We start from the raw sequence: 16,117 nt of genomic DNA, 5'->3' as shown, positions 1-16,117 counted from the left end.
CCGGTACTAATAGGCCGAGTGGCTTGAACACACATGACGTTCAAACCGAATCGCTGTTGTGAGTTGTTCGCGTCCCTGTGTGGTTCCTGGAAAACAACCGGGAACCCGCATTAATCAAGTGAATACCGAGCCTGGCTCGGACGTTGAGACTTGCACACCCCCGCTGGGGGGTGGTGCGTTGAGGCGTTCGGTGGTTTTGGCGAGGGGGAAACACCCGGTCCCATTCCGAACCCGGAAGTTAAGCCTCTCAGCGCCGATGGTACTGCATGGGAGACTGTGTGGGAGAGTAGGACACCGCCGGACCTATATTGCAGGAAGGCCCCGCCGATTTCGGCGGGGCCTTTCTCATTTCACCCTGTGGTAGGCGGTTGTGCGGAAGCAGCGCGCCATCCCGCCTGTTCTACCTGACATGGCGATGACCACCGCATCACCCGACGCCACCGAGCCCCTTGTCGTCCGAGACTTCGACGTTCCACGCTCCCGGATCTTCGATGCCTGGACCGACCCCGGCCAGCTCTCCCGGTGGATCAGCCCAGAGGGATGCACCGCTCCGCGCGCCCTCATCACCATCGACCTGCGCATCGGTGGCCGTTATGACTACTGCCTGGTTCAGACGTCCGATGGCACCCGCTTCTGGATGCGCCAGGAGATCACCGCCCTGGAACCATCGGCCTTGCTCGCCTTCGCCTCTGGGCCGATGCCCGAACACGGTCACCCCGATCCGGTCACCACTCGCGTCGAGCTGCGTGAGTACGGCTCCCGCGCTCGCCGACATCGGTGTGTCCTGTTCCCGGCGACGTTCGAACCCGTGCACGCGGCTCCAGAGCGCCTGGAGGCCTGGAGCGGCGAACGATACGAGCGCGGCCGCAGACTGATCCTGATGCTCTACAGCCACGTGGAGGACGGTCGCGACGATGAACGCGCTCAAGGAATGGCGGACCTACTGGAGCAGCTCGCCCTGCCCACGCCCAAGTACTGACCCCGGACGTTGGCAGCCGACCGGATGCGAGAGTGGCCGACAGTGTCTGCTCAGGACGAGGCCACCAGTTGGGAGAGGTGGTCGAAGGAACGGTTCCAATTCGCCGCAGCGGCGGGCCGACGCTCGGCGGGGTAGGGGCGGATGAATGTCATGCGTGTACCGGCGGGCTGATCCCGTTCTGGTAGGGGGCGGACTCGAAGGGCTCCCGGATCACCGAGGCTTCGTCCACACCGCTCTCTTCGATCTGGTCGTAGACGAGATCCACCCACGGGTCGCTCGCCAGCAACTCGCCGAACCGGACGGCGACCCAAGGGTGCAGCCCCTTGTCACCGCCCCTGGCCCGGTAGGACTCGCGTTGTGCTTACTGGAGCACCTTGCTCGCTCTCTCTTTCTCGTCCTGCCCGATAAGGACGTGCCACTCAAGGTGGGCCGCATAGCCAGCGAATGTGCCGTCGCACCTCCCCCGCGTGTAGCTGAGTGGCTCCAGGGCTGCGGCGGGATCGCCGCTCTGGATGAGGAGGTTGCCGAGTAAGACGTCGGCGACGTCTCCGGAGTGCGTGCCCTTGCGGGCCTTGAAGACCCGCTCGAACCCGTCCCGGGCGGTGTCCGGGTCGCCGGTGAGCTGGGCCGCGAGGCTCGGGAGAAGCGTCCGGCCCTCGTCCGAGGACGTGCCCGACTTGAATTCCGGGGTGAGCATCACCGCGGCGAAGGGCCCCCAGCCAGGGGTCCTCTCCCGCGGCCACCTGTCCCAGGCGGGGCCGGTGGGAGCCGCCGAGCCCGCTCTCGCTGATCTCGATGCCCGCCTGCGCTATCGCCGCATGCCCGGACACGCTGGTACGTCCCGTATCGGCGATCGCCGTCAACACCCCCCGTGCCTGGGCGGCGTTACCCGCCCTGTACGCCGCAAGACCGCGTTCGACCTCGTCCGGCACAGGGCTCAACGGGTCGGCAGGGAGCGTAAAGGGCCCTTCCGTCGGAGTCGAGCAGGGATTCATCGGTCATGTGGCCGCCTCCCATGGAGAACGCATCAAAACGATCATGCCGGAGGCGGCCGACAACCGCTCCCAGGCGTAGGCGGGCCACCGGAGCAGACCGATGTCGTTGAAGGTCCTGGCCGAGGGGTGGAAGACCGAGCGCTCGGTGGCGATGATCGACAGATGGACGCCCGAACCCGTCGAACCACTCTTGCGACCGTGAGGCGCTGGACCGAGGTCAGCACAGCATGACCGGCCATCGCGAACGTCCGCTGCTCTTTCTGGACGTTGACGGGCCGCTTCTCCCGTTCGGTGAGGGCCCGGAGGGGGAGCGGCCGGCGACCACACCTGACACTGCCCTTGCGCGGCTCACCATGGACGTAGGGCGCCGGCTGGCGGCACTACCGGGCGACCTTGTCTGGGCCACGACCTGGGAAGACGAAGCGAACGTCGAGATCGCCTCCCGTATCGGGCTGCCCCGGCTACCGGTCGTGAAGTGGCCGGATCCATCCGGCGATCACGAACGCGAGGACCGATGGTTCGGGCTCTGCTGGAAGACCAGGACACTGGTGATCTGGGCGTCCGGACGCCCCTTCGCCTGGGTCGATGACGAGATCACCGACGGCGACCGGGAATGGGTCTCAGCGCACCACAGCGGCCGGGCACTCCTCCACCACGTGCCGTCATTCCGCGGGCTAGCCGACGAAGACTTCGTGCTCCTCGATCATTGGCTCCGAACTGCGTGAGTCACTGGATCCGCCGCTCCATCTTCTCCGGGCGCACCCTGGACGAGACCCGCCGCCGCGCCAAGGCCGTCGGCCGCTTCCTCGGCGAGGCCCCATGGCTCTTCAAGGCCCGAGCCCGGCTTGGACCGGCCCCTGTCCCTCAATCGAGTGAGCGTCCTCAACATGTGCGGGTGCGTCCGGCGGGCTACCTGGGCTAAGTGCGCAGCCAGCCAAAGGCTGCTGGGGCGGAGCACAGGACGGAGATATGTCCGTCGTCTGCGGACAACCGCAGTTGGGCAGTGCGGCAGCGTTGGGCGAGCCACCGACCGTGGGCGCATGGGACGACCCGGACCTGCCCTCCAACGCAGGACAAGGACAGGGGCGGCGATGGCCAAGGCGTTAGCGATCGCGGCGACGTGCGACGCCGCCGAGGCCGCCCTCCGTCCCGGGTTCGGTGGGGATCGGTCGTATCCGGGCCGGTCGTAACCGATCCAGCGGATGGGATGGGCCGGTGCGGCCGAGAAGAGTGGTTGCGGGGGCATCCCGATGTTCGGGTGCCGTGGTGCCAGAAGATCCTGAGAAGGCGGCGGCGTGGTCGCGAACGGGCGAGGAGACTTGCCGTCATCGTCCGGTCCTGCCGTACCGGGTGAGGACGGTGGCGCCGATCTGCCGAGGTTCTCCCTTGCGATCGATGCTCACCGGTATGTACCGGCGGCATCGGCCGGACTCATCGGGCCTCGTCAGGGAATCCGCGGTGGCAGGTCGAAAGCCCGCAACACGGCGGGGGCGGCGAACACGACGTTGCGGCGGATCCGGCCGCCGATGATCGTGAGGACCTGGAGGGTGTGCAGCCGGTGCCCGCCGCCGGGTTCGGGCGCGTACGCGGCGAACGCCGGCTGGCCGTTGGCGCCGCCCGCGTCGCCCACGTCCGCCAGGGCCGCGCGGGTCCGCTGCAACGCGCTGTTGACGGCCGCGACGGTGGTCCCCAACTGCGCGGCGACCTCGGCGGCGGTGAACTCCAGCACGTCCCGGAGCACCAGGACGGCCCGTTGCCTGGGCGGCAGAACCTGCATCGCCGCCACCACCGCGAGCCGTACGTCACCCCGCACGTCCGCATCGACCCGCGCGTCGGGAAAGGGCTGGAGCCATGGAATGTCGAACACCGGCGTGAGCGGAGCGCCGGGATCGTCGCTGGGCGCGCCCAGCCCGGACGGCAGCGGCCGCCGTGAACGCCCTTCCAGCGCGGTCAGGCAGGCGTTGGTCGCGATCCGATACAGCCAGGTCCGCACCGACGCGCGTGTGCGGTCGTAGCGGTCGCGGGCCTTCCACGCCCGCAGCATCGTCTCCTGCACCAGGTCCTCGGCAAGTTTCGCGCTTTCGATGCGGGTGGCGCCGGCTCTTGCGCGTTACTCGGGCAGGTCGCGTGCGGGGAGGGCGAACATGGTCGCTAGGTCGATCGTCTTGCGGGGGGTCGGGCATTGCCTGGCCAGGCTGGTCTGGTCGAGCCGGCCGTTGCGTGCTTGGAACAGGAATCGCGCGGCGGGATGCTGTCGCATTTCGTCGGTGGTGAGCTCGTGGGCGACCCGGTGTGCTGCGGTGACCAGGGCAGGAAACGAGGACTGGAGTTCCGCGGCCCACTCTTCGACCGCCTCCAGCCAGGTGCGCGCGGCGGCGGGTGCCGAGGAGAACTTCGCGACCGTTTCGGCCAGCTCCTGCCAGGTGAAGTCCCGCCAAGGCTTGGTCTTCAGGACGGGCAACTGCCATTGGCGCTTGATGAGCGACCAATGGTCCGCGTGCGCTTTCACCGAGTGGACGGTGAATCCAGGCACGCACAGCGCGGTCAGGTTCCAGCCGTGGCAGGCACCGGTGTCCAGGCCGAAGACCCTGCCGTCGCGGATCAGCGGCTCATGCCCGGTCACGTGATGGCCGAACACCACCGGTTTGGTGTCGGTGTAGTGGTGGTGCCAGTGGCTGCCGGGGAACAGCGCGGTGAGCTCCCGTTCGCCGCTGGTGGTGCCGCAGAGGATTTCTTCCTTCTGGTCCGCCAGCGGCATTCCTGGCAGCATCGCGGCGTGGACGACGCGGACGTGGTCGTTCTCGAAGTAATACGGCAGCGTCCGCATCCAGTCGACTGCTTCGGTGTAGCGCTCGCCCAGTTGCAAGCGGGTGATCTCCTGTGCGTAGGAGAAGATCCCGCGTACATGCTTGCGCTCGTGATTGCCCATGACAGCGACCGAGTTCGGGCGTTCGCGGAAAAGACCGACCACCGCGCCCGGCGCCGGGCCCCGATCGACCAGGTCGCCGACGCTGACCAGCAGGTCGTCCGGCTGGAGGTCGACTTTCTCGAGCAGTTCGAGCAGTTCGTCGAAACAGCCGTGGATGTCGCCGATGATGATGCGCCGCACCCGGCGAGGGTAGGCAGGCGCCCGTTCGGCGTGCAAAGGAATATGTGTCGCCCCGCACAGGCGGACCATGACAACCTCTGTTCGTGACCCGGCCTCGCAACGAACAGCCCTCGCCTCGGACGCAGTGGGCCGTTCGTGGGCTGACGCTGCCGACTCACCTCATCGAACTCATCACCAGTGGACAGTGGCGGCACCCTGGTGAGCATGCGCTGCGAGCAGTCATGCCCTGGTTCACGGACCCTGTCGACTTCCTTGCTGATGTCGATGAGATCCGCCGGGAATCCCAGTCGCTCGATGATCTGACCGACAGCGAAGACCTCGCGCGGTTGTTCCGGCAAGCTCGCGGCAGTGCCGGCCCGGACCCCGTCGAGTTGCCCTGGCTCGACGTCGACCTGGCCGTTCTCATCGCGGTCTGCCGGTACGCCGGAGATGACACCGTCGCCGCGACCTTCTCCGCCTTCACCGGAGCCCTGGGCCTGGCCGGACCGCGGCGCTATGGCTACGTCGGGCCCGCCGAGATCCTCCAGCAGGTCCAGGCCGGCCGCCACGGGGAGGCCATCACCTCCCACCACGACCTCGCCATCTGGCTCGCACAGCAGGCCGCGCAGGACCGAGAGGAACCGTTCACGTTCGTCATCGACCTGACCGGGACGCTACGACTCGCCCCGCAGCGCAGCGAGCATGTGATCTGCGCCGGTGGCGAGGCGGTCCTGAGCGCGGGCGAGATCACCCTCACCCAGGACCGCGACCGCTGGGTGGTCAGCGAGATCAGCAACCAGTCGACGGGCTACTGCCCGGACGTGTCCTCCTGGCAGGCCGTTGCCGCGGCCCTCGGCCGAGCCGGTCTCGATCACCCCACCGCCTTCTCCCACCCGATCACCTTCCGGCGCTGCCCTCAATGCCACCAACGCAACATCGTCAAGGACGACCACTACGTCTGTGCCGTCTGTGAGACGCCCCTGCCCGACTACTGGAACATGGACGAGCCGGCCCGCGACACCGAAGCGTAGGACCGGGACCTCATCCGCCGGCGTCGGTGAGTTCCGCCTTCCGGCGCAGCAGGGTCGAGCGGCGCCTGTGCGCCCGGAAGGCGATCAGGACTGCCGCGGTGACGAGGACCGCGTTCACCGCCAGGGCGAGGACGAGACCCCGGTCCCGGACGGCGGCGAGCGTGACCGTGACGGTGGTGGTCAGAAGCGCGGCGGCCAGACCCAGCCAGGCGCCGATCACCCGGTCCAGGGCGAACAGCGGGGCACGCCGGGTGGCCGACCAGATCCCGTGGCCCGTCCAGGCCAGGCACACCAGGATGAGCAGTGCGAAGGACAGGCGAGTGCGGTCGGGGAGCGGCCCCGGCTCGGTGGCCCACAGGACCGTGACGAAGACCGTCCCGGCCAGGCCGGACAGCAGTGCCGCGACACCGCGCAGCCGTCGCCTGCGCGACAGCATTGGGGTCAGCCGCTCCAGCATCTCCTCCGCGGACGTGCGCGGTTCGTCGTTCATGGCCGATATCCCTTCTCGATCAGGTGCTCGCGCAACCGGCGTCGCGCACGGTGCAGGCGCGACTTGACCGTGCCGGCGGGGACCGCGCAGATCTGGGCGCATTCCGCGATCGAGAGGTCCTCCAGGTAGAACAGGATGAGGATCTCCCGTTCGAGGATCGGCAGGTCCGCTAGGGCCGCGACCAGTTCGGTCCGGTCCACGACCTGCTCGGCGAGGTCTTCGGACGGTGGTTCTTCGGCCTCGCCCGGCCTCTCGGCGGTCGTGTACTCGTGGCGGAGCCTGTCCAGAACGGCCCGCCTGGCGATGGTGAAGAGCCAGGGTCGGAACCGGCCCGGATTGCCCAGCCGGGGCAGCCCCCGCAGGACGGCGACCCAGATCTCCTGGGCCACGTCGTCCGCCCGCTCGGCGTCCAGCATCCGCCGGACGAACGTCCACACCGGGACGTGCCATCGGCCCACCAGCTCGGCGAACGCCTCTGGCTCCCCGAGCTGGCAGCGGACCACCAGCAGTTCATCGTCCATCCTCGACCTCCCGTCCCCCTCACAGTCGGCGGAGAAGGCCGTCAGGTTCACGCCTCCAGGGTCAGCCCGCGTCGACAGCAGGATGGCGGAGAAAACGGACCGCGAGGGCGGCGCCGGCGAGGCAGATCATCCCGGCCGTGAGGGTCGCCGCGTGCAGGCCGCCGAGGGTGGCCAGGGCCGGGCTCGTCGTGGGGGCCAGGGCGTCCGCGCGGGCGGTGACGACGGCGGCCAGGCCGGCGGTGCCGATGCCGCCGAGGAACTGCGGGAGCTGGGACAGGCCGCCCGCGGTGCCCTGCTCGTGGTCCCGCAGACCGGACGTCATGGCGGTGATGAAGCCGACCACCGTCAGGACGTGCCCGAATCCCATGGCACCGGACGCCGGCAGGAGGACGGCCAGGCCGTCCTGCGCGGGGAGCAGCACCATCGCGCCCGTGCTGAGCCCCTGCACGGTCAGACCGAGTCCCATGACGCGCGCCGAGCCGAGCGAGGCGATCAGCCTGGCGGCGAGTGCACCGGCGATCAGTGCCGTGGCGCCTTCGGCGAGGTAGGCCGCGCCGGTGGCGAGGGGTGAGTAGCCCAGGACGTCCTGCATGTAGAGGCTCAGCAGAACGGTCGTGCCGCCGCACATGCCGAACGTGACGAAGCCGAGGAGGCCGCTCCACTTCACGGTCGGCTTGTTCAGCAGGCCGAGCGGGATCAGCGGGGCCGGGTGCCACCGCTCCACCAGGAGGAACGCGGTGAGAGACAGCACGGCCAGGGCGAGGGAGGCCACCGTGGGCGGGCCTGCCCATCCGGCGCCGGCGCCGGTCGAGATGCCGTAGACCAGGGCGAACAGGCCGACGCTCGCGAGGGCGGCGCCGGGGACGTCGAGCCGGGCCGGGACGCGCGTGTCGGCCCGGGGGAGGACGGTGGCCGCGCTGAGCAGCACCAGCGCGCCGACGGCGACCAGGAACAGCATGGTCCAGCGCCAGTTCAGGCCGCTGGTGATCATGCCTCCGCCGAGGGTGCCGAGGACGAAGCCCAGCGACAGCACGGCGCCGTTGACACCGAGGGCCCGGGTGCGCTGCGGGCCTTCGGGGAAGACGGTCGTCATCAGCGCGATCGCGGTCGGCGCGATCATCGCGGCGGCGGTGCCCTGCCCCACGCGGCCGCAGATCAGCATCGCCGGGCCGGTCGCCAGCCCGGCGATGAGCGAGAACGCGCTGAACAGGGCGACCCCGAGGGTGAAGAGGCGGCGGCGGCCGACGATGTCGGCGACGCGGCCGAACAGCGGCAGCAGGCTCGCGGTCGGCAGCAGGCAGGCCGTCGCGACCCATTGCAGGGAACCGGCGTTCGCGAAGCCGAGGTCGCGTCCGATCTCCGGCAGCGCCACGGTCACGATCGAGAAGTCCAGTCCGTTCATGAAGGTGGCGCCGCAGAGGGTGATCAGGATCAGCGATCCTCGGCCGCCCAGCCGGCTCGTCTCTCGGGTATGCGGGTGTCTCGTCTCGGTCACGGGCTCCAGGGTGGAGCGGGCGGCGGGCGTTACCCAGGCCTCTGCTGGGGTCATCCCCGCGGTGCCTACACCTGGCAGGTGCAGGCAGGAACGGGAATCGGGAGGCATGCTGGACGGCATGCCGCAGAACTCCGAACTAGGCCAGTTCCTCCGGACGCGGCGCGCGCGGCTGCGGCCGGCGGAGCTTGGGCTACCCGATTACGGCGGGCGGCGGCGCGTCCCCGGGCTGCGCCGTGAGGAACTGGCGCAGCTCGCGGGCGTCAGCGCCGGGTACTACGCGCGGCTCGAACAGGGGCAGAGCCAGAACGCCTCCGATGCCGTCCTCGACGCGCTCGCCCGGGTGCTCCGGCTGGACGAGACCGAGCAGGAGCACCTGCGGAGCCTGGCAGGCCAGAAGGCGAAGGTCCGGCGGCGTCCGCGACCCGAGCGGCTGCGCCCCGCGGTCCGGCTGCTCGTGGACGCGTTCGGCGACGCTCCCGCGCTGATCCTGGGCCGCCGCTACGACGTGCTGGCCTGGAACCGTGCAGCGCACGCGCTGCTCGCCGGGCATCTGCCCTTCGAGGCCCCGGAGGACGTCCATGACCGGCCCAACATCGCCCGCCTCGTCTTCCTGGATCCGCACACGCGCGAGCTGTACGCCGACTGGCGGACCAAGGCGCGGGACACGGTCGCGGACGTGCGGCGGTGCGCCGCCCGCTATCCGGACGACCCGGAGCTGACCGGCCTGATCGGTGAGCTCACCGTGCACAGCCCCGAGTTCGCGGCGCTGTGGGCCGCGCATCCCGTGCAGGACTGCGCCGTCCGGTGCACGCGCGAGTTCCGGCACCCGCTGGTGGGGGCGATGACGCTGAACAACGAGATGATGGAGCTGTCGAACGACGAGGGGCAGCGCATGGCGGCGTTCACCGCCGACCCGGGCTCCCCGTCGGCGGAGGCGCTGCGCCTCCTCGTGCACCTCGCCGCCGAGAAGGCGCCACGGCCGGACGCCTCGCGCCCGGCCGCCTCGGGTGCGGTCACGCCTCCAGGGACGTCAGGAGAGCCGCGAGGTCGTCCAGTTCGTCCTCGCTGAAGACGTGGACGCCCGAGCGGCGCAGCAGCGCGGTCGTCACGCCGGTGCCGGGCACCGGAGAGCCCGTGAAGGTGCCGTCGTAGATGCGGTGGCCGCCGCAGGACGGGCTGCCCTCCTTGAGCAGCGCGACGCGTGCGCCGGACCGCCGCGCCGCGTCCAGGGCCAGCCGGGCGCCGCGCAGGAACTCCTCGGTCACGTCCTCGCCGGTGCCGGTGCGGATCCGGGCCGTCCCGTCGAGGACGTCGCCGCCGGCGCCGCCGACGATCTCCGCGGGCGGGCGCGGCACGCCCAGGCCGCCCGACACCTCCGGGCAGAACGGGACGAGACGCCCTTCGGCGCGCCACCGTTCGACGAGGCCGCCGCCCACCGGCTTGGCCTTCCCGTCGTAGCGGACGGGCCGTCCCACGAGGCATGAGCTGACCAGAATGCGCTCCACCCCTCCAGCCTAGGCGCGCTCTCCGGGCGTCTCTTGCGTGCCAGGTGGCCAGGGCGAATAGTGGGGACATCGCCCGTCTGCAGGGAGCCCGGCATGGTCCTTCTCGGCCGTCAGCTCCCCGAGGCCGCTCCCGAGCGGCGGCCCCGGGGCTCGGTGTTCGTGTCCTGGCTGACCACCACCGACCACAAGGTGATCGGGTACCTCTACCTGATCACGTCGTTCGCGTTCTTCCTCCTGGCCGGCCTGATGGCCATGGTGATCCGCGGTGAGCTGGCCGAGCCGGGCCTTCAGCTGGTCAGCAACGAGCAGTACAACCAGATGTTCACCATGCACGGCACGATCATGCTGCTGATGTTCGCGACCCCGCTGTTCGTCGGGTTCGCCAACGTGGTCATGCCGCTGCAGATCGGGGCGCCGGACGTGGCGTTCCCGCGGATGAACATGCTGAGCTACTGGCTGTTCCTGTTCGGCGGGCTGATCCTGTTCGCCTCGTTCGTCTCCCCGGGCGGCGCCGCGAGCTTCGGCTGGACGGGGTACACGCCGCTGAGCAGCGCGGTGCGCACCCCGGGCGTCGGCGGCGACATGTGGATCATGGGTCTGGTGCTGTCGGGCTTCGGGACGATCCTCGGCGGCGTCAACTTCATCACCACGGTCATCGGGATGCGCGCCCCGGGCATGACGATGTTCCGGATGCCGATCTTCACCTGGAACGTGTTCCTGACGAGCCTGCTCGTGCTGATGGCGTTCCCCGTCCTCGCCGCCGCGCTGCTCGCGCTGGAGGCCGACCGCCGGCTCGGCGCGCACATCTACGACGCGGCCACCGGGGGAGCGCTGCTGTGGCAGCACCTGTTCTGGTTCTTCGGCCATCCCGAGGTCTACATCATCGCGCTGCCGTTCTTCGGCATCGTCACCGAGGTCATTCCCGTCTTCAGCCGCAAGCCGCTCTTCGGCTACTTCGGAATGGTCGGCGCCACCATGGTGATCGCGGGCCTGTCGATGGCGGTGTGGGCGCACCACATGTTCGCGACCGGCCGGGTCCTGCTGCCGTTCTTCTCCTTCATGTCGTTCCTCATCGCGGTGCCGACCGGGGTGAAGTTCTTCAACTGGGTCGGGACGATGTGGCGGGGCAACCTCACCTTCGAGACGCCGATGCTGTTCTCCATCGGCTTCCTCGTGACGTTCCTGTTCGGCGGGCTGACCGGCGTCATCCTGGCCTCGCCGCCGCTGGACTTCCACGTCCACGACTCCTACTTCGTGGTCGCGCACTTCCACTACGTGGTCTTCGGGACGGTCGTCTTCGCGATGTTCGCCGGCTTCTACTTCTGGTGGCCGAAGATGACCGGGAGGCTGCTCCACGAGGGCTGGGGCAAGGTCCATTTCTGGACGCTGTTCATCGGCTTCCACACGACGTTCCTCGTCCAGCACTGGCTCGGCGCGGAAGGGATGCCGCGCCGGTACGCCGACTATCCGGCCGAGTTCGTCACGCTCAACCGGGTCTCCAGCGCGGGGGCGTTCCTGCTCGGCGTCTCCACGCTGTTCTTCATGTACAACGTGTACCGGACGGCGCGCCACACCGCCCCGGTGGAGGCCGACGACCCGTGGGGATACGGCAATTCCCTGGAATGGGCGACGTCCAGCCCGCCCCCGAGGCACAACTTCACCTCGGTCCCGCAGATCCGCTCCGAGCGTCCCGCCTTCGACCTGCACCATCCGAAGCTCGAGGGAAGCCGGCCGGCGGTGGGGCGGAACGAGCCCGGAGGCTAGGGAGCGCGGCCCGGAGGTGGTACTCGCCGCGGTTGCGGCACCTGTCCGGCCGGTGAGCCAATGGCCGGATTGTGCCATTGACCTGCCCAGTCGCCTGAATAACGCAAAGGCAACAATCTGCGCTAGTGAGACAAATTAGACGAGTGTTTCGTCGGAAGGTGCGCTACGTTCGGCGCCACGCCACGGTGATCTGTGTCACAGTGGCGGCGCACGGATCGCCGTGGACGAGGGACGGCGCCGGCAACGTGGAGGCGTGATGACCCGGCGAGCACGATCGGTCAGGACCAGGATCGTCATCCTGCTCGTCCCGCCGATCACCGCGCTGGTCGTGCTGTGGGGGTTCGCCGCGGGCACCACGCTCGGCGACACCCTGCGGCGGACGCGGTCCCAGACCTTCACCGACAAGGTCATCCGGCCGACCGACGCGATGATCGGCGCGCTGCAGGACGAGCGGCGCATGTCGCTGTCCTACCTCGGCGACGACTCCACGATCGGCCGATCCGGGTTCGACGCCCAGCGGGCCATGACGGACCGGGCCAGGGCGGAGTTCCGCCGGTCGGCGGCCGACCCCTCCGTCCGCGGCGCGGCCCGGCCGGAGACCCGGCGGCGGATGGTGGATCTGGCCGCCTCCCTGGGCGAGCTGGAATCGGTCCGCGACTCGGTCGACCGGCGGCTGATCAACCGCGCGCAGGCCCTCGGCCGCTACACCGCCTTCATCGACCTCGCGGCGGAGATCTACGACGAGACCCGCTCCTCCGACGAGCGCATCGTCCGCGACACCCGCGTCCTCGGCACCCTGGAGCGAGCGAGGGAGAACCTGACGCGCGAGGACGCGCTCATCACCGGCGCGCTGGCCGCGGGCCGGCTGACCGAGGACGAGCACCGGCGGCTGGTGGAGCTGTCCGGGACGCGCGAGTTCCTCTACGGCGACTCGGCCGGGGCCCTGGCGGACGCCGACCGCCGGCGCTACGAGGCGATCATCGCCGGGCCCGAGTTCACGCTGTTCCGCCGGCTGGAGACCCGGCTCGTCCAGTCCGGTCCGACCGACGACCGCCCGCCGGTCGACGTGGGGGCCTGGCACACCTCGACGGAGTCGGTGAACGCGCAGCTGGCCGGGCTCTCCTCGCGGATCCGCACCGCCACCGCCGCGCGGGCCGCGCAGCAGGCGGACGCGGTGCTGCTCCGGCTCACGCTCGCCGGGGGCCTCGGACTCCTCGCCGTGGTGATCGCGATCGTCGTCGCGGTGCGGACCGGGCACCGGCTCGTCCGGGAGAGCCGCGACATCGCCGGCGAGGTCGCCGCCTTCACCCGGGACCGGATACCGGAGATCACCGAGCGGGCCCGCCGCGGGGAGGACGTCTCCGACGAGGAGAACGAGCCGCGGCCGGAGTTCGCCGTCACCGAGATCGGCAGGATCGACGCGGCGTTCACCGAGGCGCGCCGCGCCGTCGTCCGGGCGACGACGGGCGAGGCGGCCGCGCACAAGCGCCTCAACGACGTCTTCGTCACCCTCGCCCGGCGGAACCAGTCCCTGCTGCAGCGGCTGCTCGGCCTGCTCGAAGGCATGGAGCGCGACACCGAGGACCCCGACGCGCTGGCCGCCCTCTTCGAGCTCGACCACCTGGCGACCCGGATGCGGCGGCACGCCGAGGGGCTGGTCATCCTGTCCGGGCGGCCGTCCGGCCGGAGCTGGCGCCACCCGGTCCGGCTGATGGACGTGGCGCGCGCGGCGGCGTCGGAGGTCGCGGACTTCACCCGGGTCGAGGTCGTGCCGATGGGGCGGACCGCGCTGTCCGGCCGCGCCGTCGCCGACACCATCCACCTGCTCGCCGAGCTGATCGAGAACGCCGCCGTGTTCTCCCCGCCCACCACCCGGATCAGGGTGACGGGCGGCGAGGCCGCACACGGGTTCGCGATCGAGGTCGAGGACCGCGGGCTCGGGCTCTCCCGCGAGGAGCTGGAGCGGCTGAACGGCCTGCTCGCCACCGACCCCGAGCTCGACTTCGACGACTCGGTGCGGCTGGGCCTGTTCGTCGTGGCGCGGCTCGCCGCGCGGCACGGCATCACGGTGACGCTGCGGCCCTCGTCCTACGGCGGGGTCATCGCGATCGTCCTCATCCCGCACGCGCTGGTCGTGGAGCCGCCGGACGCGGGGGAGCCGGGCGGCGGCTCCGGCGAGCACCGGGCGCTGGTCGCCGTGTCCCGCGCCGCGGACGCGGTCGGGCACGGGCCCCCGCGGGCGCCCGCCGTCCAGGCGGGGCCCTCCGCCTCCGGGCGGCCCGCCCTGGAGAGCGGCCGGAGCGAGGCCGGGGACGGGCCGGCCGCCGGGGGCGAGCCCGCGCTGCCCAGGCGACGGCGGCAGCAGAGCCTCGCCCCTCAACTCCGGGAGGAACCGGAGGAGCCGCCCGGCGCGGAGCCGGACGACCGGCCGCCGGTCGACCGGGCGCCGGAGGCGGCCGGGCGCCTGCTGTCGAGGATGCAGAGCGGCTGGCTCCGCGGCCGGGCCGACGCGAGGCCCCAGCCGCCGCCGGGCCCCGGCGGTGAGTGATGACCGGGGAGCCCGACGAACTGTGGGTCGACGAGCAGGCCGGACCCGTGGTGCGGCCGTTCGCCGTCGCGCGCGGCCGCACGCGGCAGCGCGGCGCCGCCCTCGACCTCATCGCCGTGGTCGTCACCGCCGAGGTGCCGATGCCGGATCCGCGCACGCTCGGAACCGAGGACGAGCGGATCCTCGAACTGTGCATCCGGCCGCGGGCGGTCGCCGACCTGGCCGCGGACCTGGCGCTGCCCGTCGGCGTCGTCCGGGTGCTGCTCAGCGACCTGCTGGACCGCGGGCTGGTGAACGTGCGGAGGCCGGCGGTGTCCCGGACCGGGACCGCCGACCCGCGTCTTCTCAAGGAAGTGATCGATGGTCTCCGTGCGCTGTGACCTGACCCGGATGAAGGCCCTGTTCGCGGGCGCCGTGCTGCTGGCCACGCTCGGGGCCGCCGGCTGCGGCTCCTCCGCGGACGGCCTGCTCACCACCGACGCGCCGGGGGTCACCCGGGAGCCCTGCCCGAACCCGGTCAACAAGGACCACGGCTGCATCTACCTCGGCACCCTTTCGGACCTGACCACCGGGCCGTTCACGGCGATGGGCGTCCCGATCACCAAGGTGCAGCGGGCGTTCTGGGACCGCGTGAACCGGCAGGGCGGCATCGGCGCCTACGACATCGACGTCGTCACCTACGTCCGCGACAACCACTACGATCCGCGGGTGCAGGTGAGCGCCTACAACGAGATCAGGGGCAAGGTGCTGGCGCTGGCGCAGACCCTCGGGTCGCCTGCGACCGACGCGATCCTCGGCCGCCTCCGCGCGGACGAGATGATCGCGCTGCCCGTCTCCTGGACGTCGAAGTGGGAGTTCGAGGACAACATCCTGGAGTCGGGGGCCTCCTACTGCTTCGAGGCGATGAACGGCGTCGACTACGGCACCGACCATTTCGGCGCCAAGAGCGTGATGGCCGTCCACTACTCCGGCGACTACGGCGACGACGCGGCCGCGGGCGCGCGGATCGCCGCCGAGGCGCGCGGCCTCTCCTTCACCGACGTGCCGACCGTCCAGGGGGCGCCCGGCAAGAGCGCGGCGGCGCAGGAGGACGCCGTGCGCGCCATCCTCTCGCGCGACCCCGACCTGGTCGTCCTGACCACCAGCCCCGCGGACGCGGCGGCCGTCATCGGCGCGACCGTCCGGCGCGGCTACCGGGGGAGGTTCATCGGCGACAACCCGACGTGGGCCAAGGGCCTGCTGCGGGACCCCGCCATCGGCGCGATGAAGGAGCGCTACCTGCAGGTCGCCCCGTGGAAGCCGTTCGCGGCCGACTCGCCCGGCCACACCGCGATGCGGCAGGCGCTCGGCCGGGTCGAGCCGGACGACTCGCTCACCACCGGATGGGTGGTGTCCTACCCGCTGAAGGCCGCCCTGGAGCGCGCGGTCGAGTCCAAGGACCTGACGCGAAAGGGGCTGCTCGCGGCCGTCCGCGGGATCCGGCACGTCGACTACGAGGGCATCCTGCCCGGCGTGGCGGGCAACTCCTCCGGCTCGCCGGACGCCTCGGCGTTCCGGCAGTCGGTGATCGGCAGGCCGGACGAGCACGAGTTCACCGGCATCAAACCGATCACGGACTTCGCGGCCGGGCCGACCGCCAAGGGCCACCGGCTGGACGCCCCCTGCTACACCGCCGGATGACCGGCCCCGGATGACACCGCC

Annotated in this window: 15 protein-coding genes and 1 rRNA gene; 9 read left to right on the top strand and 7 right to left on the bottom strand. The window is 70.8% G+C overall.

The genetic code is table 11. From position 1 onward, the window contains the following. The first annotated feature begins 186 nt into the window (after positions 1-186). Both rrf and BM339_RS41315 read left to right on the top strand, forming a co-directional pair. Positions 187-303: ribosomal RNA gene (rrf, locus tag BM339_RS41320) — 5S ribosomal RNA — on the top strand. 106 nt (positions 304-409) lie between these two features. Further along, complete coding sequence (locus BM339_RS41315; protein ID WP_075024382.1) at positions 410-979, top strand: SRPBCC family protein; 570 nt, start codon at positions 410-412, stop codon at positions 977-979. Positions 980-1,340: 361 nt separating this feature from the next. On the opposite strand, the gene BM339_RS41310 is transcribed toward BM339_RS41315, so the two are convergent. Next, positions 1,341-1,676: a hypothetical protein gene (locus BM339_RS41310; protein ID WP_143118805.1), complete on the bottom strand. Its 336-nt coding sequence runs from the start codon at positions 1,674-1,676 to the stop codon at positions 1,341-1,343. Between the two features lie 525 nt (positions 1,677-2,201). Between BM339_RS41310 and BM339_RS41305 the strand changes: the two genes are divergently transcribed. Next, positions 2,202-2,699 (top strand): HAD domain-containing protein, encoded by a 498-nt coding sequence (locus BM339_RS41305; RefSeq protein WP_075024380.1) that lies wholly within the window; start codon positions 2,202-2,204, stop codon positions 2,697-2,699. 719 nt (positions 2,700-3,418) lie between these two features. Here the strand turns inward: BM339_RS41305 and BM339_RS41300 are convergent. Continuing rightward, on the bottom strand, positions 3,419-4,060 hold the full coding sequence (locus tag BM339_RS41300) for a sigma-70 family RNA polymerase sigma factor (protein ID WP_276526557.1): 642 nt from the start codon (positions 4,058-4,060) through the stop codon (positions 3,419-3,421). Positions 4,061-4,084: 24 nt separating this feature from the next. Continuing rightward, positions 4,085-5,083, bottom strand: a complete 999-nt coding sequence (locus tag BM339_RS41295) for a metallophosphoesterase family protein (RefSeq protein ID WP_075024379.1) — start codon at positions 5,081-5,083, stop codon at positions 4,085-4,087. 83 nt (positions 5,084-5,166) lie between these two features. On the opposite strand from BM339_RS41295, the gene BM339_RS52035 reads away from it, so the two are divergent. Next, positions 5,167-6,093 carry a hypothetical protein gene (locus tag BM339_RS52035; protein ID WP_256255770.1) on the top strand — a complete coding sequence of 309 codons (927 nt, stop codon included), beginning with the start codon at positions 5,167-5,169 and terminating at the stop codon, positions 6,091-6,093. Between the two features lie 10 nt (positions 6,094-6,103). Here the strand turns inward: BM339_RS52035 and BM339_RS41285 are convergent, their stop codons facing one another. The 3 genes from BM339_RS41285 to BM339_RS41275 form a co-directional block, all read right to left on the bottom strand. Next, a complete protein-coding gene (locus tag BM339_RS41285; RefSeq protein WP_075024378.1) occupies positions 6,104-6,583 on the bottom strand; it encodes a hypothetical protein in 480 nt (159 codons plus the stop codon). Further along, positions 6,580-7,104 carry an RNA polymerase sigma factor gene (locus BM339_RS41280; protein ID WP_021597281.1) on the bottom strand — a complete coding sequence of 175 codons (525 nt, stop codon included), beginning with the start codon at positions 7,102-7,104 and terminating at the stop codon, positions 6,580-6,582. The genes BM339_RS41285 and BM339_RS41280 overlap by 4 nt, the downstream gene beginning before the upstream one ends. A 61-nt stretch (positions 7,105-7,165) precedes the next feature. Further along, complete coding sequence (locus tag BM339_RS41275) at positions 7,166-8,599, bottom strand: MFS transporter (RefSeq protein WP_256255769.1); 1,434 nt, start codon at positions 8,597-8,599, stop codon at positions 7,166-7,168. A gap of 118 nt (positions 8,600-8,717) precedes the next feature. On the opposite strand from BM339_RS41275, the gene BM339_RS41270 reads away from it, so the two are divergent. Next, positions 8,718-9,668, top strand: coding sequence for a helix-turn-helix transcriptional regulator (locus tag BM339_RS41270; RefSeq protein WP_083598469.1), 951 nt, complete (start codon positions 8,718-8,720; stop codon positions 9,666-9,668). Here the strand turns inward: BM339_RS41270 and BM339_RS41265 are convergent. Then, positions 9,613-10,104 carry a 2-thiouracil desulfurase family protein gene (locus BM339_RS41265; protein WP_075024376.1) on the bottom strand — a complete coding sequence of 164 codons (492 nt, stop codon included), beginning with the start codon at positions 10,102-10,104 and terminating at the stop codon, positions 9,613-9,615. The two genes, BM339_RS41270 and BM339_RS41265, sit on opposite strands and share 56 nt — an antisense overlap. 93 nt (positions 10,105-10,197) lie before the next feature. Between BM339_RS41265 and ctaD the strand changes: the two genes are divergently transcribed. The 4 genes from ctaD to BM339_RS41245 all read left to right on the top strand — a co-directional run bounded on the left by ctaD (position 10,198) and on the right by BM339_RS41245 (position 16,096). Next, positions 10,198-11,868: an aa3-type cytochrome oxidase subunit I gene (gene ctaD / locus BM339_RS41260; RefSeq protein WP_075024375.1), complete on the top strand. Its 1,671-nt coding sequence runs from the start codon at positions 10,198-10,200 to the stop codon at positions 11,866-11,868. Positions 11,869-12,124: 256 nt separating this feature from the next. Further along, entirely contained in the window at positions 12,125-14,416 is a 2,292-nt protein-coding gene (locus BM339_RS41255; RefSeq protein ID WP_075024374.1) for a sensor histidine kinase, read from the top strand. After that, complete coding sequence (locus tag BM339_RS41250) at positions 14,416-14,796, top strand: DUF742 domain-containing protein (RefSeq protein ID WP_021599245.1); 381 nt, start codon at positions 14,416-14,418, stop codon at positions 14,794-14,796. The genes BM339_RS41255 and BM339_RS41250 overlap by 1 nt, the downstream gene beginning before the upstream one ends. Beyond that, the gene (locus BM339_RS41245; RefSeq protein ID WP_021599246.1) at positions 14,777-16,096 is read left to right on the top strand and encodes an ABC transporter substrate-binding protein; all 1,320 of its coding nucleotides are present in this window, start codon (positions 14,777-14,779) and stop codon (positions 16,094-16,096) included. The genes BM339_RS41250 and BM339_RS41245 overlap by 20 nt, the downstream gene beginning before the upstream one ends. The last annotated feature ends 21 nt before the right edge of the window (positions 16,097-16,117 follow it).

The sequence above is a fragment of the Actinomadura madurae genome, from assembly GCF_900115095.1.
GTDB lineage: Bacteria > Actinomycetota > Actinomycetes > Streptosporangiales > Streptosporangiaceae > Spirillospora > Spirillospora madurae.
This window is presented reverse-complemented; position numbering and strand designations above follow the sequence as displayed.